Source organism: Stenotrophomonas maltophilia group sp. Smal12, assembly GCF_037079935.1.
Classification (GTDB): domain Bacteria; phylum Pseudomonadota; class Gammaproteobacteria; order Xanthomonadales; family Xanthomonadaceae; genus Stenotrophomonas; species Stenotrophomonas sepilia.
The window spans coordinates 42,030-65,029 of the sequence record NZ_JBAWUK010000003.1 but is presented as its reverse complement, the minus strand read 5'-3'; the positions used below and the strand labels follow the sequence as shown (position 1 = coordinate 65,029).

Annotated in this window: 18 protein-coding genes and 1 pseudogene; 17 read left to right on the top strand and 2 right to left on the bottom strand. The window is 67.5% G+C overall.

The features are described 5' to 3' along the window. Window positions 1–267: 267 nt before the first annotated feature. Window positions 268–1,056, bottom strand: a complete 789-nt coding sequence (locus WDC87_RS02335; protein ID WP_252745157.1) for an NRDE family protein — start codon at window positions 1,054–1,056, stop codon at window positions 268–270. A 324-nt stretch (window positions 1,057–1,380) separates the two neighbouring features. On the opposite strand from WDC87_RS02335, the gene mraZ reads away from it, so the two are divergent. From mraZ to lpxC, 15 genes and pseudogenes are all read left to right on the top strand, one after another. Continuing rightward, window positions 1,381–1,827, top strand: coding sequence for a division/cell wall cluster transcriptional repressor MraZ (gene mraZ / locus WDC87_RS02330; RefSeq protein WP_004143635.1), 447 nt, complete (start codon window positions 1,381–1,383; stop codon window positions 1,825–1,827). A 14-nt stretch (window positions 1,828–1,841) separates the two neighbouring features. After that, entirely contained in the window at window positions 1,842–2,810 is a 969-nt protein-coding gene (gene rsmH / locus WDC87_RS02325) for a 16S rRNA (cytosine(1402)-N(4))-methyltransferase RsmH (RefSeq protein WP_049468237.1), read from the top strand. Next, the gene (ftsL, locus tag WDC87_RS02320) at window positions 2,807–3,070 is read left to right on the top strand and encodes a cell division protein FtsL (protein WP_005415286.1); all 264 of its coding nucleotides are present in this window, start codon (window positions 2,807–2,809) and stop codon (window positions 3,068–3,070) included. Before rsmH ends, ftsL begins: the two co-directional genes overlap by 4 nt. Beyond that, complete coding sequence (locus WDC87_RS02315) at window positions 3,067–4,911, top strand: penicillin-binding transpeptidase domain-containing protein (protein WP_049406060.1); 1,845 nt, start codon at window positions 3,067–3,069, stop codon at window positions 4,909–4,911. Before ftsL ends, WDC87_RS02315 begins: the two co-directional genes overlap by 4 nt. Further along, window positions 4,908–6,416 carry a UDP-N-acetylmuramoyl-L-alanyl-D-glutamate--2,6-diaminopimelate ligase gene (locus WDC87_RS02310; protein ID WP_053505689.1) on the top strand — a complete coding sequence of 503 codons (1,509 nt, stop codon included), beginning with the start codon at window positions 4,908–4,910 and terminating at the stop codon, window positions 6,414–6,416. The genes WDC87_RS02315 and WDC87_RS02310 overlap by 4 nt, the downstream gene beginning before the upstream one ends. Beyond that, window positions 6,413–7,807, top strand: coding sequence for a UDP-N-acetylmuramoyl-tripeptide--D-alanyl-D-alanine ligase (gene murF / locus WDC87_RS02305; RefSeq protein WP_252745158.1), 1,395 nt, complete (start codon window positions 6,413–6,415; stop codon window positions 7,805–7,807). The genes WDC87_RS02310 and murF overlap by 4 nt, the downstream gene beginning before the upstream one ends. After that, the gene (gene mraY, locus WDC87_RS02300; RefSeq protein ID WP_033834434.1) at window positions 7,797–8,882 is read left to right on the top strand and encodes a phospho-N-acetylmuramoyl-pentapeptide-transferase; all 1,086 of its coding nucleotides are present in this window, start codon (window positions 7,797–7,799) and stop codon (window positions 8,880–8,882) included. Before murF ends, mraY begins: the two co-directional genes overlap by 11 nt. A gap of 1 nt (window position 8,883) precedes the next feature. Next, window positions 8,884–10,209 carry a putative lipid II flippase FtsW gene (ftsW, locus tag WDC87_RS02295; protein ID WP_164688290.1) on the top strand — a complete coding sequence of 442 codons (1,326 nt, stop codon included), beginning with the start codon at window positions 8,884–8,886 and terminating at the stop codon, window positions 10,207–10,209. Further along, window positions 10,206–11,294 (top strand): undecaprenyldiphospho-muramoylpentapeptide beta-N-acetylglucosaminyltransferase, encoded by a 1,089-nt coding sequence (murG, locus tag WDC87_RS02290; protein ID WP_252745159.1) that lies wholly within the window; start codon window positions 10,206–10,208, stop codon window positions 11,292–11,294. Before ftsW ends, murG begins: the two co-directional genes overlap by 4 nt. A 40-nt stretch (window positions 11,295–11,334) precedes the next feature. Continuing rightward, window positions 11,335–12,771, top strand: a complete 1,437-nt coding sequence (gene murC, locus WDC87_RS02285; RefSeq protein ID WP_049468223.1) for a UDP-N-acetylmuramate--L-alanine ligase — start codon at window positions 11,335–11,337, stop codon at window positions 12,769–12,771. Further along, entirely contained in the window at window positions 12,768–13,730 is a 963-nt protein-coding gene (locus tag WDC87_RS02280) for a D-alanine--D-alanine ligase (protein ID WP_049468221.1), read from the top strand. Before murC ends, WDC87_RS02280 begins: the two co-directional genes overlap by 4 nt. Beyond that, window positions 13,727–14,401, top strand: a pseudogene (locus WDC87_RS02275) (cell division protein FtsQ/DivIB); the annotation flags it as partial. The gene WDC87_RS02280 and the pseudogene WDC87_RS02275, both read left to right, overlap by 4 nt. A gap of 71 nt (window positions 14,402–14,472) precedes the next feature. After that, on the top strand, window positions 14,473–15,708 hold the full coding sequence (gene ftsA / locus WDC87_RS02270) for a cell division protein FtsA (RefSeq protein ID WP_005408083.1): 1,236 nt from the start codon (window positions 14,473–14,475) through the stop codon (window positions 15,706–15,708). Window positions 15,709–15,877: 169 nt separating this feature from the next. Next, on the top strand, window positions 15,878–17,113 hold the full coding sequence (gene ftsZ, locus WDC87_RS02265; RefSeq protein ID WP_088497852.1) for a cell division protein FtsZ: 1,236 nt from the start codon (window positions 15,878–15,880) through the stop codon (window positions 17,111–17,113). A 206-nt stretch (window positions 17,114–17,319) separates the two neighbouring features. Further along, on the top strand, window positions 17,320–18,231 hold the full coding sequence (gene lpxC, locus WDC87_RS02260; protein ID WP_008267619.1) for a UDP-3-O-acyl-N-acetylglucosamine deacetylase: 912 nt from the start codon (window positions 17,320–17,322) through the stop codon (window positions 18,229–18,231). 281 nt (window positions 18,232–18,512) lie between these two features. Here the strand turns inward: lpxC and WDC87_RS02255 are convergent, their stop codons facing one another. Further along, a complete protein-coding gene (locus WDC87_RS02255; RefSeq protein WP_049413132.1) occupies window positions 18,513–18,962 on the bottom strand; it encodes a DUF721 domain-containing protein in 450 nt (149 codons plus the stop codon). A 12-nt stretch (window positions 18,963–18,974) separates the two neighbouring features. Between WDC87_RS02255 and WDC87_RS02250 the strand changes: the two genes are divergently transcribed. Further along, window positions 18,975–19,931, top strand: coding sequence for a M23 family metallopeptidase (locus WDC87_RS02250; RefSeq protein WP_033834438.1), 957 nt, complete (start codon window positions 18,975–18,977; stop codon window positions 19,929–19,931). A 317-nt stretch (window positions 19,932–20,248) separates the two neighbouring features. After that, entirely contained in the window at window positions 20,249–22,981 is a 2,733-nt protein-coding gene (secA, locus tag WDC87_RS02245; protein ID WP_072167854.1) for a preprotein translocase subunit SecA, read from the top strand. Window positions 22,982–23,000 lie beyond the last annotated feature (19 nt).

The window sequence follows — 23,000 nt, the reverse complement described above, 5'->3', positions numbered from 1 at the left end:
TTGATGACCTGGGCCCGGGGGGGGGGGGGGGGGCGGAGATTATTGTATATTGTTTTATTGGGGTTGGGGGTATCAGTAGATAGTTATATTATATGACCCGGGGGGGTGTTTGGGGGGGGGGGGTGGGGGTTATTTTTTTGTCTAAAAGTAATATAGCTGGGGGGGCCCGGCGGCGCCCGCCACTACCACGCTGGCAATCGAATCCGGCCAGCGGCCGGCACTACCCCCCCCGCCAAGAGCGTCTGGCCAAGGGCCGTCATGACCGGGTCAGAAAATGACGTGGCTCTGTCCGCTGGGGACACCCTGCGGGCCGAAGCGGCGCTCGTGGATCTCGCCGTGGCCGTCGCCATCGATTAGCAGCACGGTGCTGGCGCGGGTGCCGTAGTCGTCGCCGCGGATGAAGGCCGGGCTCAGCCAGCGCTCGCGCTCCAGACCGATGCCGGTGTCGGGCAGGTCGCTGTCGGCGGGGCGGTGTTCGTCGGCCAGGGCGGCCCAGAGTGGGGTCAGGTCTGGGGTCAGATCCCTTTCGCGCTGCGAAAGGGCTCTGACCCCGTCTTCCTGCAGCCAGGCTTCAAGGGCCGCCATCAGCCGCCGGGTCTTCGGCCAGGGGGCGTCCAGCGCGCCGTTGGACATGCCGTGTACGCCCGGACCGAGGGTCTGCCGTTCGGCAGGATGGTTGCCCAGGTACTCCAGGCTGTCGCTATCGGCCAGCAGGAGATTGAACGGGGCGTAGGCACCAGCCACGGTCGCCAGGCGGTCGATATGCACGGCCGCCGGGTCGCGGCCGCGCAGGAAGTCGGCCACCAGTGCCCCGCGTGAAGGACCGGTCTGGGCGGCCAGCGGGTCGCGGACGTTGGTGACCACCGCCATCCGGCCCGAGGCGCCAACCCCGGCCCAGCCTCCGCCGGAACGCAGGTCGCGACCGCCGATGACCGACGTCTCATCCTGCCAGGGGGCCAGCGCCGCCGTCGGACGGGCGTGGAACTCATCACGGTTGCCGGCCATCACCAGCCGCCAGCGCGGGTGGTGCATCCAGCCAAGAGCGAGCAGGCACATGGCTTCATTGTGCACGGTTTGCGCAGTCTGGCGCCGTTTCCGGCCCGCTCCGGATGAATGCGCGGCTGATGTTTCACGCCCTGTCCACGCCCCTGAACTTCCGTTCAATCTCAAAAATTGAGACGGATCAGCAACTTGTGGATAAGCCTTGAACAATTCTCTAAAGGTTGTTGCAAGCCATTGATGCGGCTGGCGATTTCCCTGCTGAAAAGTTGTTGACAACCCTCCGCCCGCTGCTAAGGTGGGCATCAGAGGGAAATCCGGGTGTTTTGTGGGTTTTCGTGGTTCAATGTTTCACCGGGCGAAGGACAAGGTGCAGGCGTCGTGTTCCAGGGTGAGACGGCCATCACAGTTGACGACAAGGGGCGCATGGCGGTTCCCACCGCTTACCGCGACCTCGTCGCGCGCGCCAGCAACAACCGTCTCGTGCTGACCTACAACCCGTTCGAAGCCGGCTGCCTGTGGCTGTACGCAGAGTCGGAATGGGAGCGGGTCCGCGACGATGTGATGTCCAAGCCCAACACCCAGCGCGTCGTGCGCCTGTTGCAGCAGAAGCTGGTCGGCTCGGCCGCCCATCTGGAACTGGACGGCAACGGTCGCATCAGCATCCCTGCCAGCCACCGCGGTGCGGTGGGCATTGAGAAGAAGGCGGTATTGCTCGGCATGGGCGACAAGTTCGAATTGTGGAGCGAGCAGGCGCATCGGGCCCTGATCCAGCAGACGTTGTCTGACGAGGATCTGGGTGATGGGTTGCTCGACCTGAAGTTGTGAGCCGGGGTGCCCGGATGCGCCCAGAAGCGCAGGCCGGTCACCTTCCGGTGTCGCAGTCGCCGGCGGTGCACCTGCCGGTCCTGTACACCCAGGTCCTTGAAGGCCTGAGGGTGATCGAAAACGGACGTTATCTGGATGGCACGTTCGGTCGTGGCGGTCATGCACGTGGCGTGCTCACCCAGCTCGGTCCCGAGGGGCGCCTGCTGGTCATGGACAAGGATCCGGAAGCCATCGCCGTTGCCGAGCGCGATTTCGCGCCGGACCCGCGCGTGTCCATCTTCCGTGGCAGCTTCGCCCAGCTGCTGCAGTGGGATGCGACGGCCGAAGGCCTGGACGGCGTGCTGTTCGACCTGGGTGTGTCGTCGCCGCAGCTGGACGTGGCCGAACGTGGCTTCAGCTTCGGCAAGGACGGCCCGCTGGACATGCGCATGGATCCGGACAGCGGTGAAAGCGCCGCGCAGTGGATCAACCGCGTGGAAGAGCGCGAGATCGCTGATGTGCTGTGGACCTACGGCGAAGAGCGGCAGAGCCGGCGCATCGCCCGCGCCATCGTGGCCCGCCGCGAGAAGCAGCCGTTCTCCCGCACCGCCGAACTGGCCGAGCTGATCGCCTCGGTGATGCCGCGTGGGAAGGACAAGATCCACCCTGCCACGCGCAGCTTCCAGGCCATCCGCATCCACATCAACCGCGAGCTGGCCGATCTGGAAGCCGGGCTCGATGCGGCGGTGGAACGGCTCAAGCCCGGTGGCCGCCTGGCGGTGATCAGCTTCCACTCGCTGGAAGACCGCATCGTCAAGCAGTACATGAACCGCCTGGCCAAGGCGCCGCCGGCCAACCGCCGGCTGCCCGAGGCGGTTGCGTTCGTGCCGACGCTGGACCTGATCGGCGGCGCCATCAAGGCCACCGACGAAGAGCTGGCCGCCAACCCGCGTGCCCGCAGCGCCGTGCTGCGCGTGGCACAGAAGCGGGAGGCCGATGCATGAGCCGGCTGCTGCTGATCATCCTGCTGGCCTGCACCGTCGCCTCGGCGATCGGCGTGGTGTTCGTGCGCCACCGCCACCGGCAGACCTTCATCGAGCTGTCGCGTGCCGAGCGCAAGCGCGATGACATCAATCTTGAGTTCGGCCGCCTGCAGCTGGAACAGGCCACCCTGGCCGAAGCCAACCGCGTGGACCGCATTGCCCGCGAGAAGCTCGGCATGAAGTTCCCCGAGGCGGCTGACATCGTGGTGGTGCGCCCATGAGCAAGACCGGCCGCAACCGCCCGCGCAACGCCTTCAACCTGCGCCAGCGCCTGCGCTGGGTCGCGCTGGCGCTCGGCCTGTGCTCGGTGTCGCTGGTCGGTCGCGCGGCCTACGTGCAGATCATCAACAGCGACTTCTACCAGCGCCAGGGCGAGGCCCGCTACCTGCGCGAGCTGCCGATCAAGACCTCGCGCGGCATGATCACCGACCGCAACGGCGAGCCGCTGGCGGTGTCCACCCCGGTCGCCTCGATCTGGGTCAACCCGCAGGACCTGCTGCGTTCGCCCGAGCGCATCCCGGAGCTGGCCCAGGCGGTCGGCATGTCGGTGGATGAGCTGAGCAGCCGCCTGTCGCAGAAGTCGGACAAGGAATTCATGTACCTGCGCCGCCGGATCAATCCGGACGAGGCGGAGAAGGTGGTCGCGCTGAAGATCCCGGGCGTGGCCGCGCAGCGCGAGTTCCGCCGCTTCTACCCGCAGGGTGAGGCGATGGCGCACGTGCTGGGCTTCACCAACATCGACGACCGTGGCCAGGAAGGTCTGGAACTGGCGTTCGACGAATGGCTGCGCGGCAAGCCCGGTGCGAAGCGGGTGATCCGCAACCGCAAGGGCGAGACCGTCGAAAGCGATCTGCTGCGCGCCGCCGAGCCGGGCAAGGACCTGACCCTCAGCATCGACCGCCGCATCCAGTACCTGGCCTTCAAGGAACTGCGCAACGCGCTGGTGGCCAACAAGGCGGCCGGCGGTTCGATGGTGATCATGGACGTGACCACCGGCGAGATCCTGGCCATGGTCAACCTGCCGACCTACAACCCGAACTCGCTGACCGGCGCGATCCCCGATACGCGCCGCAACCGCGCGGTGACCGACCTGGTCGAGCCGGGTTCGACGATGAAGCCGTTGACCATCGCCACCGCGCTGCAGGCCGGGGCGGTGACCAAGGACACCATCATCGATACCAACCCGGGCTATATGACCCTGGGCCGCTTCACCATCCGCGACGTGCCGCGCAACAACGGTGTGCTCAACGTGACCGGCGTGATCACCCGCAGTTCGAACGTGGGTGCGGCAAAGGTTGCGGCGAAGATGCCGGACCAGACCTTCTACGACGGCGTGCGCCGCTTCGGCTATGGCTCGGCGCCGCACAGTGGTTTCCCGGGGGAATCGGCCGGCGTGGTGATGCGCCCGGCGCGCTGGTCGGGCACCACCAAGACCACCATGTCCTACGGCTACGGCCTGTCGGTGACGCCGCTGCAGATCGCTACGGCGTATTCGGCGCTGGCCAACGGCGGCAGGTTGATCGCGCCGACCTTCGTCAAGGGCCAGCGCAACGAGGGCCAGCAGATCATCGACGAGAACGTCGCCCGGCAGGTGGTGGCGATGATGGAAACGGTGGTCACCCAGGGCGGTGCCAAGCAGGCGGCCGTGCTGGGCTACCGCGTGGCCGGCAAGACCGGTACCGCGCGCAAGGCCGGCCCCGGCGGTTACGAGCGCGGGCATTACAACGCGCTGTTCGCCGGCGTGGTGCCCGCCACCAACCCGCGCTTTGCCACCGTCATCGTCATCAACGACCCGCAGGCCGGCAAGTTCTACGGCGGCCTGGTCTCGGCGCCGGTCTACCACAACGTGATGGAAGGCACCCTGCGCCTGATGGACGTGCCGCTGGACGACCTGCAGTCGTGGCTGGCCGCACAGCAGTCCGGCAAGGTCGGCCATTCGGCTTCGATCCTGCCTGCGCCGCCGGCCGAGACCGCGCTGCCGGTCGATGCCGCCGCTGAATTCGACGCTGCGCTGCCGAGCGCGCAAGCCCAGACGCCGCCCGCTACGGGAGGCACGCAATGAGTCCTTCGATGTTGCTTTCGCAGTTGCTTCCGGACGTGGCCCTGGCGGGTCATGATCCCGTTCTGACCGGCCTGGTGCTGGACAGCCGTGCCGTGCGCCCCGGTAACGCCTTCGTCGCCATCGCCGGTTTCGGCGCGCATGGCCTGGGCTTTGTCGAGCAGGCGCGCGCTGCCGGTGCCAGTGCCATCCTGTTCGAACCGCCGGCACCGGCCGATCTGCCGGCACCGGCCGATGCGATCGCCGTGCCGGGCCTGCGCGCGCGCATGGGCGCGATGGCCGACCAGTTCCATGGCGCACCGTCGCGGGCAATGGCGATGGTCGGCGTGACCGGCACCAACGGCAAGACCTCCACCGTGCAGCTGCTGGCCCAGGCCTGGCACCTGCTCGGAACGCCCAGTGGCAGTATCGGCACGCTCGGCGCCGGACTTTATGGTGCCGTCGAGCCGACCGGCTTCACCACGCCGCTGGTGCTGCAGATGCATGCGTTGCTGGCCCAGCTGCGTGACGCCGGTGCGCGCGCGGTGGCGATGGAAGTCAGCTCGCATGCGCTCGACCAGGGCCGCGTGGACGCCGTGCACTACGACGTGGCGGTGTTCACCAACCTCACCCGCGACCATCTGGATTACCACGGCGACATGGCCAGCTACGGCGCGGCCAAGGCGCGGCTGTTCCATCGCCCGGGCCTGAAGGCGGCGGTGATCAACCTGGACGATGCCTTCGGCCGCCAGCTGTTCGCGGGCCTGCCGGCCAGCGTGCAGCCGATCGGGCTGAGCTCGCGTGGTGCCGAGGACGCCAGCGTGCGCGCCGAGGCGCTGCAGCTTGACGGTCGTGGCATCGCCTTCGAACTGGTCATCGACGGCCAGCGCGCTGCGGTGCAGTCGCCGCTGCTGGGCCGCTTCAACGTGGACAACCTGCTGGCCGTGGCCGGTACCCTGCACGCGCAGGGGCAGCCGCTGCCGCGTATCGCCGAAGTGCTGTCGGCGCTGCAGCCGATCCGTGGCCGCATGAACCGCCTCGGCGGCGAGAACGGCCTGCCGACCGTGGTGGTCGACTACGCACATACCCCGGACGCGCTGGAGCAGGCGCTGGACAGCCTGCAGGGCCACCTGCACGGCGCGCTGTTCTGCGTGTTCGGCTGCGGTGGCGAGCGCGATACCGGCAAGCGCCCGCAGATGGCGGCGATCGCCGAGCGCCTGGCCAACCAGGTCATCGTCACCGACGACAACCCGCGTGGCGAAGACGGCGACGTGATCGTGGCCGACATCCTGGCCGGCTTCCAGAACGCCGATGCCGTGACCGTGCAGCGCAGCCGCGCGCGCGCGATCGGCCTGGCGGTGAAGCGCGCCGGTGCCGGCGACATCATCCTGATCGCCGGCAAGGGCCACGAGCCGTACCAGGAAGTGAATGGCGTGCGCCATGACTTCGACGACACCGAAGTGGCCGCGGCCGCACTGGCGGCCAAGGCCGGTGTTCTAGAGGCACAGGCCGGGGAGGGCGCCGCATGAAGCGCACCCTGCTTTCGCTGATCGCACACTGGGCCGGCGGCGAGATCCACGGCGACGACGTGGCCATCGATGCGGTCAGCAATGACACCCGCAACCTGGGCCCCGGCAGCCTGTATGTCGCGCTGCGCGGTGAGCGTTTCGACGGCCATGACTTCGCAGCCGACGCGCAGGCGCGCGGTGCCAGTGCGCTGCTGGTCGAGCGCCTGCTGCCGATCGAACTGCCGCAGGTGCTGGTGGCCGACAGCGAACTGGCACTGGCCAGGATCGCCACCGGCATGCAGCGTGACCGTGGCACCGAGGTGTTCGCGATCACCGGCAGCAACGGCAAGACCAGCGTGAAGAGCCTGCTGCTGTCGATCCTGCAGCAGGTGGCCCAGCACGCGCACAAGGTGGTCTACGCCAATCCGGGCAACCGCAACAACGAGATCGGCCTGCCGCTGGCGGTGATCGATGCACCGGAAGATGCCGACTATGCCGTCTACGAGATGGGTGCCGGCAAGCCGGGCGACATCGCCTACCTGACCGACATCGCCCGCCCGCGCTACGCGCTGGTCAACAACATCGCCCCGGCGCACCTGGAGCGGATGGGCAGCCTGCTCGGCGTGGCGGTGACCAAGGGCGCGATCTATGCCGCGCTGCCCGCCGATGGCGTGGCGGTGATCAATGCCGACGATGCGTACGGCCGCTGGTTCGAACAGCATTTTGTCGGCACCCCGGCGCGCTGCCGCGTGCTGCGCTTTGGCCTGGAGCATTCGGCAGAGGTGACCGCGCGCGACATCCGCGCCGGTGCGCAGGGCAGCCAGTTCACCCTGGTCGCGCCGGTCGGCGAAGCCCGCGTGGTGCTGGGCCTGCCGGGCCGCCACAACGTCAGCAATGCACTGGCCGCCGCCAGCCTGGCGCTGGCCGCCGGCATCGACCTGGCACGCATCGCGGCAGGCCTGGCCGAGGCACAGCCGGTGCCGGGCCGCCAGATCGCCCATCAGCTGCGCAATGGCGCGGTGCTGGTGGACGACAGCTACAACGCCAACCCCGGTTCGCTGGCAGCGGCCATCGATGCCCTGGCCGCCGCGCCGGAAGAGGGTTGGCTGGTGCTGGGCGACATGCGCGAGCTGGGCCCGGATGCCGAAGCGCTGCATGCGCAGGCGGGCCTCCGCGCACGCGCCGCCGGGCTCAAGCGCCTGTATGCGCTGGGTCCGCTCAGCGCCGCCGCCGCTGCCAGCTTCGGCGACGGTGGCCGTCATTTCGCCACCCATGACGCGCTGTCGCAGGCGCTGAAGGACGAGCTGCACGCCGGCGTGCGCTGCCTGGTCAAGGGGTCCCGTGGCAGCGCCATGGACACGATTGTCAAAGCGCTGCTGGCGCAAGGAGAGGAATCCCCGCATGTTGTATGAACTGGCTCGATGGTTGCAGCAGTTGGAGAGCCTGTTCGGGCTGTTCAACTACCAGACGTTCCGCGCCATCCTTGCCGCGCTGACGGCCCTGTTCCTGTCGCTGTGGCTCGGCCCGGCGATGATCCGCAAGCTTGCCCAGTTCAAGGGCGGCCAGCCGATCCGCAAGGACGGTCCGCAGACCCATTTCTCCAAGGCCGGCACGCCGACCATGGGCGGTTCGCTGATCCTGCTCACCGTCACCCTGTCGGTACTGATGTGGGCCGACCTGCGCAACCGCTACGTGTGGCTGGTGCTGGCGGTGATGCTGTGCTTTGGCGCCATCGGCTGGTATGACGACTGGATCAAGATCGTCCGCCGTGACCCGAACGGCCTGAAGTCGCGCTGGAAGTACCTGCTCCAGTCGATCTTCGGCCTGGCCGCGGGCCTGTTCCTGTTCTATACGGCCGACGTGCCGGCGGCGCTGACGTTCTACATCCCGATGTTCAAGTCGGTCGCGCTGCCGCTGGCCGGCATCGGCTTCGTGGCCATTGCCTACTTCTGGATCGTCGGCTTCTCCAACGCGGTGAACCTGACCGACGGCCTGGACGGCCTGGCGATCATGCCCACCGTGCTGGTGGCCTGCGCACTGGGCGTGTTCGCCTACGCCTCGGGCAACGTGGTGTTCGCCAACTACCTGCAGATCCCGCAGATTCCGGGCGCAGGCGAGCTGGTCATCATCTGCGCGGCGATCGCCGGCGCGGGCCTGGGCTTCCTGTGGTTCAACACCTATCCGGCCATGGTGTTCATGGGCGACATCGGTGCACTGGCGCTGGGTGCGGTGCTGGGCACGATCGCGGTGATCACCCGCCAGGAGCTGGTGCTGGTGATCATGGGCGGCGTGTTCGTCATCGAGACGCTGTCGGTGATGATCCAGGTCGCATCGTTCAAGCTGACCGGCAAGCGCGTGTTCCGCATGGCGCCGATCCACCACCATTTCGAACTGAAGGGCTGGCCGGAGCCGCGCGTGATCGTGCGCTTCTGGATCATCTCCGTCGTGCTCGTGCTGATCGGCCTGGCCACGTTGAAGGTGCGCTGAGATGAACGACCTGTCCCGCCAGGCAACACGCCTTGAAGCCATCGAAGGCAGCTACGACAAGTGGCTGCTGGGCGCGATCATCGCGCTCACCGGTGTCGGCGTGGTGATGGTGGCCTCCAGCTCGATCGCGCTGATGAGCAGCCCGTTCTATTACCTCAACCGCCACCTGATCTTCCTGGCGGTGGGTATCGTGCTGGCGGTCATCGCCGCCCGCACCGAGCTGAAGTCGATCGAGCAGTACAACCAGATGCTGCTGCTGGGCTGCTTCGTGCTGCTGCTGGCGGTGTTCGCGCCGGGCCTGGGCAGCACGGTCAACGGCGCACGCCGATGGATCAACCTGGGCATTTCCAAGTTCCAGACGGTCGAGGCGGTGAAGGTGCTCTACATCGTCTGGCTGTCCAGCTACCTGGTGCGCTTCCGCGACGAGGTCAATGCGACCTGGCCGGCGATGCTCAAGCCGCTGGGCGTGGCCGGCGCGCTGGTGGTGCTGCTGCTGCTGCAGCCGGACTTCGGTTCCTCGACCCTGCTGCTGGCGATCACCGCCGGCATGCTGGTGCTGGGCGGGGTCAACATGCCGCGCATGTCGATGCCGGTGATCATCGGCCTGGTCGGCATGAGCGCGCTGGCGATCATCGAGCCGTACCGCATGCGCCGCATCACCTCCTTCCTGGACCCGTGGGCTGACCAGCAGGGCGACGGCTACCAGCTGTCCAACGCACTGATGGCAGTGGGCCGTGGCGAATGGACCGGCGTCGGCCTGGGCAATTCCGTGCAGAAGCTGTACTACCTGCCGGAAGCGCACACCGACTTCATCTTCTCGGTCACCGCCGAGGAATTCGGTTTCCTGGGCACCTGCGTGATCGTGGCGCTGTACGCGCTGCTGGTCGGCCGCACCTTCTGGCTGGGCATGCGCTGCGTGGAAATGAAGCGCCACTTCTCCGGCTACATCGCCTTCGGCATCGGCCTGTGGATCAGCATGCAGACCTTCGTCTCGATCGGCGTGAACCTGGGCATCCTGCCGACCAAGGGCCTGACCCTGCCGCTGATCTCCTCCGGCGGTTCGTCGGTGCTGATGACCTGCGTGGCGATGGGCCTGCTGCTGCGCGTGTCGTATGAACTCAAGCGCGCCGAGCGACGCCAGGCCGTGCGCATCGGTGGCGCCGAAGACGCCCCGACCGAGCCAGTGGACGCGCCGGCCGCACCGATGGCCACCGGCGTGCCGCTGAGCGCCGCGCCGGTCGCCCCCGCGCCTGCTGCAGCGAACGCCGCGCGCGGCACCAGCCGACTGCAGTCGCGCATCGAACCGACCTTCGGGAGGCTGTCATGAGCGCGGCCACCGATAGCGCGCGTCCGGTGATGATCCTCGCCGGCGGCACCGGCGGCCACATCTTCCCCGGCCTGGCCGTGGCCCGCGTGCTGCGCGGGCGTGGCGTGCCGGTGACCTGGATGGGGGCCGAAGGCGCGATGGAAACGCGCCTGGTGCCGCAGCACGACATTGCCATCGACACGCTGGCCATCACCGGCCTGCGCGGCAAGGGCAAGCTGGCCCTGCTGGCGGCACCGTGGCGGCTGATGCGTGCACTGCGCGCGGCCGGGCTGATCATCCGCAAGCGCCAGCCGCGCGCGGTGGTCGCCTTCGGTGGCTTCGCCTCCGGTCCCGGCGGCATGGCCACGCGCCTGCATGGCCTGCCGCTGATCGTGCATGAGCAGAACCGTGCGCCGGGCCTGACCAACCGCATCCTGTCGCGTTATGCGCGCCGCCTGCTGACCGGTTTCCCGGGCACCTTCGCCCAGCGCGAGGAATTCGTCGGCAACCCGGTGCGTGCGGAAATCGCCGCCATTGCGCCGCCGGAGCAGCGCTTCGCCGACCGCCACGGCCCGCTGCGCGTGCTGGTGGTCGGGGGCAGCCAGGGCGCGCGTGCGCTCAACACCGGCGTGCCGCAGGCGATCGCCGCGCTGGGCGCCGACGTGCCGGTGCAGGTGCGCCACCAGAGCGGCGAGAAGATGCATGCCGAAGCGGTCGAGGCGTATGCCAGGGCCGGCGTGCAGGCTGAGATCACCCCGTTCATCGCGGACATGGCCGAGGCCTTCGCCTGGGCTGACCTGGTCGTCTGCCGCGCCGGCGCGTCCACCCTGGCCGAGCTGTGCGCGGTCGGTGTCGGCAGCGTGCTGGTGCCATTCCCCGCTGCCGTCGACGATCACCAGACCCGCAACGCGGAGTACCTGGTCGAGCGCGGCGCGGCGGTGTTGCTGAAGCAGGACGGAACGCTGGCCGACGGCATCGCCGCACTGCTGCGCGATCTGTCCGAAAATCCCGCCCGCCGCATGCAGATGGCGCAAGCCGCGCGTGCCCTGGCCAAGGTCGATGCCGCCGAGCGCATCGCCGATATCATTCTCGAGGAAGCTGTATGAAGAAGGCATGCCACCGCGCCTGCCCTGCGCGAGGCCGCGCATGATCCGTCGCCTGCACGACACCAACGACCTGGTGCGCGCGTTCCCGCGCGTGCACTTCGTCGGCATCGGTGGCACCGGCATGAGTGGCATCGCCGAAGTGATGCTGACGCTGGGCTACGAAGTGTCCGGCTCGGACAACGCTGACAACGTGGCGACCCGCCGCCTGGCCAGCCTGGGTGCGCGCATCATGCGCGGCCACTCGGCAGCCAACGTGCTGGGCACCGACTGCGTGGTGGTCTCCAGCGCCATCCGCGAGGACAACCCGGAGCTGATGGAAGCGCGCAGCCAGCGCATTCCGATCATGCCGCGCGCGGCGATGCTGGCCGAGCTGATGCGCTTCCGCCGCGGCATCGCCGTGGCCGGTACCCATGGCAAGACCACCACCACCAGCCTGACCGCTGCGGTGCTGAGCGAAGGTGGCCTGGACCCGACGTTCGTGATCGGTGGCCAGCTGCTGGCCGCCGGTGCCAACGCCAAGCTGGGTGGCGGGCAGTGGCTGGTGGCCGAGGCCGACGAAAGCGATGGCAGCTTCCTGCGCCTGAACCCGTTGATGTCGATCATCACGAACATTGATGCGGATCATCTGGAGAACTACGGCAACGATTTCGCCCGCGTGCAGGCGGCGTTCGCCGAGTTCCTGCAGCGCCTGCCGTTCTACGGCCTGGCGGTGCTGTGCATCGATGATCCGGAAGTGGCGGCACTGGCTGCCAAGACCCCGCGCCACGTGATGAGCTACGGCATGAGCCCGCAGGCCGACGTGCGCGCCGAGAACGTGGTGCAGGAAGGCTCGCGCATGCGCTTCACGCTGCGCCTGCCGCAGGGCACCAGCCAGGAAGTGGTGCTGGCGCTGCCGGGCAGGCACAACGTGCTCAACGCGCTGGCCGCCGCGGCGGTGGGCTGGCAGCTCGGCGTTGCCCCGGACGCGATCGCGCGCGCGCTGGAAGGCTTCGCCGGTGTCGGCCGCCGCTTCAACGACCTGGGCGAAGTGACCACCGCCAGCGGTGCGAAGGTGCGCATCATCGACGACTACGGCCATCACCCGAGCGAGCTGGAGGCAGTGTTCGCCGCCGCCCGCGGGGGCTGGACCGACAAGCGCCTGGTGGTGGCCTTCCAGCCGCACCGCTACAGCCGTACCCGCGACCAGTTCGACAAGTTCGCCGCGGTGCTGTCGAGCGTTGATGCGCTGGTGCTGAGCGAGGTCTATCCGGCCGGTGAGGAACCCATTGCCGGTGCCGACTCGCATGCGTTGGCCCGCGCCATCCGCGCGCGCGGCCGCAGCGAGCCGGTGGTGGTGGGCAAGGCCGCCGAGCTGGCCAGCGTGCTGCCGGATGTACTGCAGGACGGTGACCTGCTGCTGATGATGGGGGCCGGCGACATCGGTGCCGTGGCTACCCACATCGCAGTGGAAGGCTTCAAGGGGGAGGGCCAGGCGTGAGTACGCTGACCTTCCCGCCGCTGCGCGTGACCGACCCGGCCGTGTTCGGCCGCGTCGCAGTGCTGCTCGGCGGCAGCTCCAGTGAACGCGAGGTGTCGCTGGATTCGGGCCGCAACGTGCTCGAAGCCCTGCAGTCACGCGGCGTCGATGCGTTCGCGGTGGATGGCATCCCGGCGCTGGCCAGCGCGCTGGCCGCCGGTGGCATCGACCGCGTCTTCAACATCCTGCACGGCCACAACGGTGGCGGTGAGGACGGCATCGTGCAGGGCCTGATGGATGCCTTCGGCGTGCCGTACACCGGCTCGGACGTGCTGGGCTCGGCGCTGAGCATGGACAAGATCCGCACCAAGCAGGTGTGGCTGTCGCTGGGCTTGCCGACCCCGCAGTACCGCAAGGTCGACGCCTCGAACGTGCATGCGCTGGCCGCCGAGCTGGGCCTGCCGGTGGTGGTGAAGCCGGCCAACGAAGGCTCCAGCGTGGGCATCAGCCGGGTCACCGACGAGGCGGGCCTGGATGAGGCCGTGGCCCTGGCCGCGCGCTACGACGGCCAGCTGCTGATGGAACAGATGGTGGTCGGCGACGAACTGACGGTGGCCATTCTGGGCGACGTCGCGCTGCCGTCGATCCGCATCGTGCCCAAGGGCCAGTGGTACGACTACAACGCCAAGTACATCGCCGAGGACACCCAGTACCTGTGCCCGGGCCTGGAAGGCGATGCCGAGGACGAGATCCGCCGCATCGCGCTGGCCGCGTTCCGTGCCGCCGGCTGCCGTGGCTGGGGCCGCGTGGACGTGATGCGCGACCGTGCCAGCGGCCGTTTCTTCCTGCTGGAAGTGAACACCGCGCCGGGCATGACCAGCCATTCGCTGGTACCCAAGGCGGCGCGCCAGGCCGGCATCGGTTTCGAGGAACTGGTGTGGCGCGTGCTGGAACAGACCCTGGAGGCCGCGCACGCATGAACGCGCTGCTGCGCATCTTCGTCTGGCTGTTGGCGCTGTCGGTGGTTGCACTGCCGGTGGTGGCCGTGGTCAATGGCTGGGTCGGCGCCGAGCGCTGGCCGCTGGCGAAGCTGCGCGTGCATGGCGAGTTCAAGCGGGTACCGGCCGAGCAGCTGCAGCAGGTGCTGCTGCCCTATGCGCGCGCCGGCTTCTTTGCGGTCAAGCTGCAGGATGCGCAGGACGCGCTGGAAAAGCTGCCGTGGGTGGAAAGCGCGCAGGTACGCAAGCAGTGGCCGGACGTGTTGGAAGTGACCCTGGTCGAGCACAAGCCGTTCGCACGCTGGGGCAACGACCGCCTGGTCTCCGAGCAGGGCAAGCTGTTCCCCACGCCGAAGAAACTGTCAGACCTGGAACTGCCGGAGCTGGATGGCCCGGACAGCCAGACCCAGGAAGTGATGAAGCTGTACAGCGACTCGCGTGCCTTGTTCGCACCGGCCGGCGTCGACGTGCGCCGGGTGACGATGGATGCGCGCGGCAGCTGGTCGCTGGTGCTGAGCAACGGCACCGAAGTGGTGGTCGGCCGTGACGACGCGCGCTCGCGCATGCAGCGCTTCGTCAAGGTGCTGCCGCAGCTCAACCGACAGGACGCGCCGATCGAGCGCGCAGATCTCCGTTACACCAATGGTTTCACGCTGAGCTGGGGTACCCCGGCCACGCCGGCGAACACGCCGGCGACCCCGGCCAGAAGCACGCAGGAAAGGACATGAATCGCAAGGGTGACAAATCGCTGATCGTTGGCCTGGACATCGGCACCTCCAAGGTGGTGGCGCTGGTGGGCGAGTATTCGCCGGGCAACCCGATCGAAGTGATCGGCATCGGCTCGCACGAATCGCGCGGGTTGAAGCGTGGCGTGGTGGTGGACATCGAATCGACCGTGCAGTCGATCCAGCGTGCGGTGGAAGAAGCCGAGCTGATGGCCGGCTGCGAGATCCGTTCGGTGTACGCCTCGATCTCCGGCAACCACGTGCAGTGCAAGAACTCGCCGGGCATCGTGCCGATCCGCGACGGTGAAGTGACCTGGGGCGACCTGGATCGCGTGCTCGACGCAGCCAAGGCGGTGGCGATCCCGGCCGATCAGAAGATCCTGCACGCGATTCCGCGCGAGTACGTGCTGGACGATTCGCAGGAAGGCATCCGCAACCCGGTCGGCATGACCGGCGTGCGCCTGGAAGTGCATGCGCACCTGGTGGTGTGCGCGCAGTCGGCGGCGGCCAACATCAGCAAGTGCGTGCAGCGCTGCGGCCTGCAGGTGGACGACCTGGTGCTGTCCTCGCTGGCCTCCAGCGTGGCGGTGCTGACCGCCGACGAGCGCGAGCTGGGCGTGGTGCTGGTCGACATGGGCGCCGGTACCACCGACATCGCGGTGTTCGTGCAGGGCGCGATCTGCCACACCGCCTCGCTGCCGATCGCCGGCGACCACGTGACCAACGATATCGCGCACATGCTGCGCACGCCGACCCCGGAAGCCGAGCAGATCAAGGTGCGCTATGCCTGCGCCCTGGCCCAGCTGGCCACGGCCGAGGAGAGCATCCAGGTGCCGTCGGTCGGCGACCGCCCGCCGCGCCGCATGCCGCGCCATTCGCTGGCGCAGGCCGTGCAGGGTCGCTACGAGGAGATCTTCGAGATGGTGCAGGCCGAACTGCGCCGCTCCGGCTTCGAGGAACTGGTGCGCGCCGGCATGGTGCTGACCGGGGGCGCATCGAAGATGGAAGGCGTGGTCGAACTGGCCGAGGAAATGCTGCAGATGCCGGTGCGCGTGGGCATCCCGCAGCACGTCACCGGCCTGGGCGAAGTGGTCGGCAACCCGGTGCACGCCACCGGCGTGGGCCTGCTGCTGATGGGCAGCCAGATCGAGCACCCGCGGCGGCCGTCGCTGCCGACCGGGCGCGCTGGAAGCATGTTCAAGAAGCTCAAGACCTGGTTCCGCGGCGAGTTCTGACGCGGAACCCGTAACTCCGGGCCCGGCCCGGCGCAACACCCGCAGTACCCGCATCACAACGCAACAACGCACTACACAACCCACACAGCCGCAACGGCAACATGACACGCGAAGGCAGGAGGCCCGACCGTCCATGCCACCGACAAGCGGATACAACGAGGACACGGACATGGCGCATTTTGAACTGATCGAAAAGATGGCACCCAATGCGGTGATCAAGGTGGTTGGCGTGGGCGGCGGCGGCGGCAATGCCGTGGCGCACATGGTCAACTCGGCGGTGGACGGCGTGGAGTTCATCACCGCCAACACCGACTCGCAGGCCATCAAGAATTGTGGTGCCAAGCTGCAGCTGCAGCTGGGTACCAACGTGACCAAGGGCCTGGGCGCAGGCGCGAACCCGGAGGTCGGCCGCCAGGCCGCGCTGGAAGACCGTGAGCGCATCATGGACGCGCTGCAGGGCGCGGACATGGTGTTCATCACCGCCGGCATGGGCGGCGGCACCGGCACCGGCGCCGCGCCGGTGGTGGCGCAGCTGGCCAAGGAAATGGGCATCCTGACCGTGGCCGTGGTCACCAAGCCGTTCCCGTTCGAAGGCCGTCGCCGCATGCAGGTGGCGCTGAAGGGCATCGAGGAACTGAGCCAGCACTGCGACTCGCTGATCACGATCCCGAACGAGAAGCTGATCACCGTGCTGGGTCGCAACGCGACCATGATCCAGGCCTTCCGCGCCGCCAATGACGTGCTGCAGGGCGCCGTGCAGGGCATCGCCGACCTCATCGTGCGTCCGGGCCTGATCAACGTCGACTTCGCCGACGTGCGCACCGTCATGTCCGAAATGGGCCTGGCGATGATGGGTACCGGCACTGCACGGGGCGATGACCGCGCCCAGGCCGCTGCCGAATCGGCGATCCAGAACCCGCTGCTGGACGATGTGAACCTGGCCGGTGCCAACGGCATCCTGGTCAACATCACCGCCGGCGCGGACTTCACCATGGCCGAGTTCGACGAGATCGGCCGCACCATCGACGGCTTCGCTTCGGAAGACGCCACCGTCGTGGTCGGCACCGTGCTGGACCCGGACATGCAGGACGAAGTGCGCGTGACCGTGGTGGCCACTGGCCTGAACCGCGTCTCGGCCAGCAAGACCCAGCGTCCGGGCGAGCGTGCACCGATCAAGCTGGTCCGCAACGCCACCACCGGCCAGCCGGAGTTCGGCGAGTTCGACAACGGCGGCGACGCCGTGTCCAAGGCCGTCGGCGGCATGGGCCTGGGCCTGCGTCGCGCCAGCAGCGATACCGCAGCGGCTTCGGCCCCGTCGGCGCCGTCCTCTTCGGCCCCGGCCGCGGCAGAACTGCCGAACGATTACCTGGACATCCCGGCGTTCCTGCGCCGCCAGGCGGACTAAGCGGGCCGGCCCGGGGTTGTCCTCCCCGGGTTGCGCCACCATGTCCTGAAAACGCGGGCGCCGGGCCAGGATGGGCCCGGCCGCCCTGCTTCACGCGCTTTCCCAGCGGCGTGCCGGTGTGTCCTGCCGGTGGCTGTCACTGGCGTTTCAGCCAGGGTAGGGGAGTGCGCGTGTTAATCTAATGTGTCACTTCCGGTCCATCCCCCATGATCCAGCAACGCACCCTCAAGAACACGATCCGCGCCACCGGCGTTGGCCTGCACAGTGGTGACAAGGTCTACATGACCCTGCGCCCGGCACCGGTCAACCATGGCATCGTGTTCCGCCGCGTGGACCTGGACCCGGTGGTGGAGGTGCCGGCCAAGGCCGAACTGGTCACCGAAGTGACCCTGTGCACCGGCCTGACCTGCAACGACGCCAAGATCCAGACCGTCGAACACCTGATGTCGGCGCTGGCCGGCCTGGGTGTGGACAACATCATCGTCGAACTGTCCTCGGCCGAGCTGCCGATCATGGACGGTTCGGCCGGCCCGTTCGTGTTCCTGCTGCAGTCGGCAGGCATCGTGGAACAGGATGCGCCCAAGCGCTTCATCCGCGTGCTGAAGACCGTGGAAGTGACCGAGGGCGACAAGGTGGCCCGCTTCACCCCGTACGAGGGTTACAAGCTGGGCTTCACCATCCAGTTCGACCACCCGATGATTCCGGCCAAGCAGTCGCGCCAGGAAATCGAGTTCTCGACGCTGGCCTACACCAAGGAAATCTCCCGCGCGCGCACCTTTGGTTTCATGCGCGACCTGGAGTACATGCGCGAGCGCAACCTGGGCCTGGGCGGTTCGATGGACAACGCCATCGTGCTGGACGAGTTCCGCGTGCTCAACGAAGACGGCTTGCGCTACGCCGACGAATTCGTGCGCCACAAGATCCTGGACGCCATCGGTGACCTCTATCTGGCCGGTGGCCAGGTGCTGGGTGCGTACGAAGGCTTCAAGTCCGGCCACGCGCTCAACAACAAGCTGGTGCGGGCCCTGATGGCCGACGCCAGCGCCTGGGAATGGGTCAGCTTCGACTCGCCGGCCACCCCGGATCCGGTGGAATACGCCACCCCGGCGTACGCCTGATTCCATAGGTTGTTGAATTTAAAGATAAAAACGCCGCCTTCATGGGCGGCGTTCTTGTTTCCGGCGTCGGCGACGCATTCAGCGTGCTTGAAAGACGTCAAGGCTGGTTCAAGGTCACGGTTTTGTGAACCTGTTGAATCAGAAGCCTGAATTTAACGCAGTTTTAACAACAATCTAACGACAGGCCCCCGGATGGCCGCTAGGATGCGACCCGGCCCCCGAAATGTTTCACGCCGTGGTGACACACGCGACGGGGAGCGGAGCCGGATGCTCCCTTGCAATCAGGACCGTTTCTTCGGCTTCGAGGGAACGTCCTGCAGGCAAGCCAAGGCGTCGCGTAGCCCTTTGTGCGTGGCGGCTGAAACTGCGTGGGGTCCATTCCGGTTGTCGAGCGCTGGGGAGCGCGTGGGAGTGGGAGACGCAGTCTTGATGGTCACCCTGGTGGCCTTCAGCCCGATGGAACGGGCCGCGTCGAGCAGCTGGGCTTCGGCAAGCCGCAACTTGGCATGCCAGACCGGGGACTCGACGAGAAAAACGAGGTGTTCCCCGTCCACATTGGCCAGCCGGCAACGGCTGCGCAGAGGTGGCGGCAACTGGGGGCGCAACTGACGGTCCAGCGCGTCGAGCCACAAGGCACGCCGCAGCGGGTTCCCGCTTTTGTCCGCCATTACCGCATCCAGCGCCGGTTTCGGTGCCGACGCGGGGCGAACGCTGGATTTCGGCTCAGACATGAAAACTCACTGATGGCATTCAAGAAGATCGTAATCAAAACGCGTGAAGGACAGGCCAAGTCGTCGCCGATCGCGCGTTTGCGGTTCTATTTCGAGGACCGCCCCCGTGCCCTGCTGGGCAGCGTGCTCGGGGTAGGCTGCATTATCGGCCTTGCTGGCGGCATTGGCGCCAGCGCGCTGAATGATTCCCGGCTGCAGGCCAAGGTCGAGCGCCAGGATGCGGAACTGGCCAAGGTCAAGCGCGATGCGCAGACCCAGGTCAATGCGCTGGCGGCCCGCCTCGGCGAGCTGCAGGCCCAGGCGACCCGCCTCAACGCCCTCGGCGAACGGCTGACCCAGATGGGCAAGCTGGAGGACGGCGAGTTCGACTTCAACGAGACCCCCGGCCTCGGTGACGGTGACGCAGGCGGCCCGACCAGCGACATCCCGGTCAAGGACGTCAACGCCGACTTACAGGTGCTGGAGCAGCGCTTCGCTGCTTCAGGCCGCCAGTTGTCGGTGATGGAATCGCTGATGTTCGACCACCAGCTGCAGCAGAACGCGGTGCCGTCGCGCATGCCGATCCGCAACAGCTATGTGACGTCCGGCTTCGGCACCCGTGCCGACCCGTTCGGCCGCGGCGCCGCCACCCACAAGGGCATGGACTTCCACGCAAAGGTCGGTGACCCGGTGATGGCCGTGGCCGAGGGCGTGGTCAGCTTCGCCGGCGTGAAGGGCGGCTACGGCAATGTCGTCGATGTCGACCATGGCAATGGCTATGTCACCCGCTACGCGCACAATTCGCGCCTGGTGGTGAAGGCCGGCGACCTGGTCCGTGCCGGCCAGGAAGTGGCCAAGGCCGGTTCCACCGGCCGTTCGACCGGTGCCCACGTGCACTTCGAGGTGTGGGAGAACGGCAACGTGGTCAACCCGCGCAAGTTCCTCGGCGACGGCGGCAACACGCCGGTCGGCCGCGTCAGCCGCGGCTGACGCCACATTGGGGTGCCGGCTGCCGTCGGCACTACCGCCCCCGGAGTACGGGGGCAGCGCCGTAGGCGCGGGGGTGTGGAGGCGAGGTGAGCGGGGCCCGCGGTTCGCGCAGCGAAGCGTGGGAGCGCCAGCGCGTATGCGCTGACGCGTACCCGGCCAGCGGCCGGCACTACCCCTCGGGGTTGAAACCCCTCGCGCCCGTCCCAAGCTACAATGGGTGTTGCCATCGACAGGGCGCCAGGCGCCCTGTTTCGTTTGCGGCGGACGGATCCCCAGGGGGAGGCCGGGCGTCGTGTACATCCAACCCGGTTCCTTCAATGATCAACAGCCTGCTTACCCGCGTATTTGGCAGTCGTAACGAACGACAGCTGCGCCAGCTCAACCGCATCGTCGCCAAGATCAATGCGCTGGAGCCGGAGATCGAGAAGCTGTCCGACGAGCAGCTTCAGGCCAAGACGCCGGAGTTCAAGCAGCGCATCGCTGGCGGTGAAGCCCTGGACAAGGTGCTGCCGGAAGCGTTCGCGGTCTGCCGCGAAGCCGGTCGCCGCGTGCTGGGCATGCGCCACTACGACGTGCAGCTGATCGGCGGCATGGTGCTTCACCTGGGCAAGATCGCAGAAATGCGCACCGGTGAAGGCAAGACCCTGGTGGCGACCCTGCCGGTGTACCTCAACGCGCTGGAAGGCAAGGGCGTGCACGTGGTCACCGTGAACGACTACCTGGCCCGCCGCGACGCCGCGCAGATGGGCAAGCTGTACAACTGGCTGGGCCTGAGCGTGGGCGTGGTGTACCCGGGCATGCCGCACAGCGACAAGCGCGAAGCCTACGCCGCGGACATCACCTACGGCACCAACAACGAATTCGGCTTCGACTACCTGCGCGACAACATGGCGCTGTCCAAGGCCGACCGCTACCAGCGCGGCCTGCACTACGCCATCGTCGACGAAGTCGACTCCATCCTGATCGACGAAGCGCGCACCCCGCTGATCATCTCCGGTCCGGCCGATGATTCCCCGGAGCTGTACATCCGCGTCAACCGTGTCGTGCCGCACCTGGTCAAGCAGGAAGCGGAAGACGGCGAAGGCGATTTCTGGGTCGACGAGAAGGGCAAGCAGGTGCACCTGTCCGAAGCGGGCATGGAGCACGCCGAGCAGCTGCTGGTCGAGGCCGGCATCCTCGATGGCGAAACCGAAGGCCTGTACGCGGCGCAGAACCTGACCGTGGTGCACCACCTCAACGCCGCCCTGCGCGCGCACGCGATCTATCAGCGCGACGTGGACTACATCGTGCGCGATGGCGAAGTGGTCATCGTCGACGAGTTCACCGGCCGTACCCTGGCCGGCCGCCGCTGGTCCGATGGCCTGCACCAGGCGGTGGAAGCGAAGGAAGGCGTGCCGGTGCAGCGCGAGAACCAGACGCTGGCGAGCATCACCTTCCAGAACCTGTTCCGCATGTACAAGAAGCTGTCCGGCATGACCGGTACGGCCGATACCGAAGCGTTCGAGTTCCAGAGCATCTATGGCCTGGAAGTGGTGGTGATCCCGACCAACCGCCCGACCATCCGCAAGGACAGTCCGGACCAGGTGTTCCTCAACCGCAAGGGCAAGTTCAATGCGGTGCTGGCCGACATCGAAGAGTGCGCCAAGCGCGGCCAGCCGGTGCTGGTGGGTACCACCTCGATCGAAACCTCGGAAATGCTGTCCGAGCACCTGAGCAAGGCCGGCGTGAAGCACGAAGTGCTCAACGCCAAGCAGCATGACCGCGAAGCCACCATCGTCGCCAACGCCGGCCGTCCGGGCGCGGTGACCATCGCCACCAACATGGCCGGCCGTGGTACCGACATCGTGCTGGGCGGTTCGCTGGAAGCCGAGATCCACGCCCTGGGCGAGGACGCGACCGACGAGCAGAAGGCGGCGGTCAAGGCCGAATGGCAGAAGCGCCACGAGGCAGTAAAGGCGGCCGGCGGCCTGCACATCGTCGGCACCGAGCGCCACGAATCGCGTCGTATCGACAACCAGCTGCGTGGCCGTTCGGGCCGCCAGGGTGACCCGGGTTCGTCCCGCTTCTACCTGTCGCTGGAAGACAACCTGATGCGCATCTTCGCCTCCGACTGGGTGCAGAAGGCCATGCGCATGATGGGCATGAAGGAAGACGACGTCATCGAGGACCGCCTGGTCAGCCGCCAGATCGAAAAGGCGCAGCGCAAGGTCGAAGCCCACAATTTCGACATCCGCAAGAACCTGCTGGACTTCGACGACGTCAACAATGATCAGCGCAAGGTGATCTACGCCCAGCGCGATGAGCTGCTGGACGCCGAATCGGTGAAGGACAACGTCGACGGCATCCGTGACGACGTGATCTTCGACATCGTTGCGCGCTTCGTGCCGCCGAACTCGATCGACGAGCAGTGGGACCTGCGTGGCCTGGAAGCGACCCTGGAGTCGGACTTCGGCCTGCAGATGTCGCTGACCGACCTGGTCAAGCAGCATGAGGAACTGGATGCCGAGGCCATCGCCAGCAAGGTCCAGGAGCGCGTCAACCAGCACTTCGCCGAGAAGGAAGCCAGCCTGGGCGAAGAGACCATGCGCGCGCTGGAGAAGCACGTGATGCTGACCGTGCTGGACCAGAGCTGGAAGGAGCACCTGGCGCGCATGGATTACCTGCGCCAGGGCATCTACCTGCGTGGTTACGCGCAGAAGCAGCCCAAGCAGGAATACAAGAAGGAAGCCTTCGAGCTGTTCTCGGACATGCTGGAGAACGTCAAGCGCGAGGTGGTGACCCTGTTGGCCCGCGTGCGTATCCGCAGCGACGAGGAAGTGCAGGCCCTGGAGGCCGCCGAGCGCCAGCAGGCGCAGGCTCGCCTGAGCCAGTCGCAGTTCCAGCACCAGGATGCGGGCGGCTACAGTGCCGACGAGGAAGCCGCGCAGGTGCAGGCCGCCCAGCAGGGTGTGGCCACGCTGCAGCGCGACGAGCCGAAGATCGGCCGCAATGATCCGTGCCCGTGCGGCAGTGGCAAGAAGTACAAGCACTGCCACGGCCAGCTGAGCTGATCCCGAAGAGCCCCGCGAA

Bases quoted from the DNA above. Each gene is read 5' to 3' on its own strand.
- WDC87_RS02335 (WP_252745157.1), bottom strand. From the start codon at position 1,056: ATGTGCCTGCTCGCTCTTGGCTGGATGCACCACCCGCGCTGGCGGCTG.
- rsmH (WP_049468237.1), top strand. From the start codon at position 1,842: ATGCGCCCAGAAGCGCAGGCCGGTCACCTTCCGGTGTCGCAGTCGCCG.
- ftsL (WP_005415286.1), top strand. From the start codon at position 2,807: ATGAGCCGGCTGCTGCTGATCATCCTGCTGGCCTGCACCGTCGCCTCG.
- WDC87_RS02315 (WP_049406060.1), top strand. From the start codon at position 3,067: ATGAGCAAGACCGGCCGCAACCGCCCGCGCAACGCCTTCAACCTGCGC.
- WDC87_RS02310 (WP_053505689.1), top strand. From the start codon at position 4,908: ATGAGTCCTTCGATGTTGCTTTCGCAGTTGCTTCCGGACGTGGCCCTG.
- murF (WP_252745158.1), top strand. From the start codon at position 6,413: ATGAAGCGCACCCTGCTTTCGCTGATCGCACACTGGGCCGGCGGCGAG.
- mraY (WP_033834434.1), top strand. From the start codon at position 7,797: ATGTTGTATGAACTGGCTCGATGGTTGCAGCAGTTGGAGAGCCTGTTC.
- ftsW (WP_164688290.1), top strand. From the start codon at position 8,884: ATGAACGACCTGTCCCGCCAGGCAACACGCCTTGAAGCCATCGAAGGC.
- murG (WP_252745159.1), top strand. From the start codon at position 10,206: ATGAGCGCGGCCACCGATAGCGCGCGTCCGGTGATGATCCTCGCCGGC.
- murC (WP_049468223.1), top strand. From the start codon at position 11,335: ATGATCCGTCGCCTGCACGACACCAACGACCTGGTGCGCGCGTTCCCG.
- ftsA (WP_005408083.1), top strand. From the start codon at position 14,473: ATGAATCGCAAGGGTGACAAATCGCTGATCGTTGGCCTGGACATCGGC.
- ftsZ (WP_088497852.1), top strand. From the start codon at position 15,878: ATGGCGCATTTTGAACTGATCGAAAAGATGGCACCCAATGCGGTGATC.
- lpxC (WP_008267619.1), top strand. From the start codon at position 17,320: ATGATCCAGCAACGCACCCTCAAGAACACGATCCGCGCCACCGGCGTT.
- WDC87_RS02255 (WP_049413132.1), bottom strand. From the start codon at position 18,962: ATGTCTGAGCCGAAATCCAGCGTTCGCCCCGCGTCGGCACCGAAACCG.
- WDC87_RS02250 (WP_033834438.1), top strand. From the start codon at position 18,975: ATGGCATTCAAGAAGATCGTAATCAAAACGCGTGAAGGACAGGCCAAG.
- secA (WP_072167854.1), top strand. From the start codon at position 20,249: ATGATCAACAGCCTGCTTACCCGCGTATTTGGCAGTCGTAACGAACGA.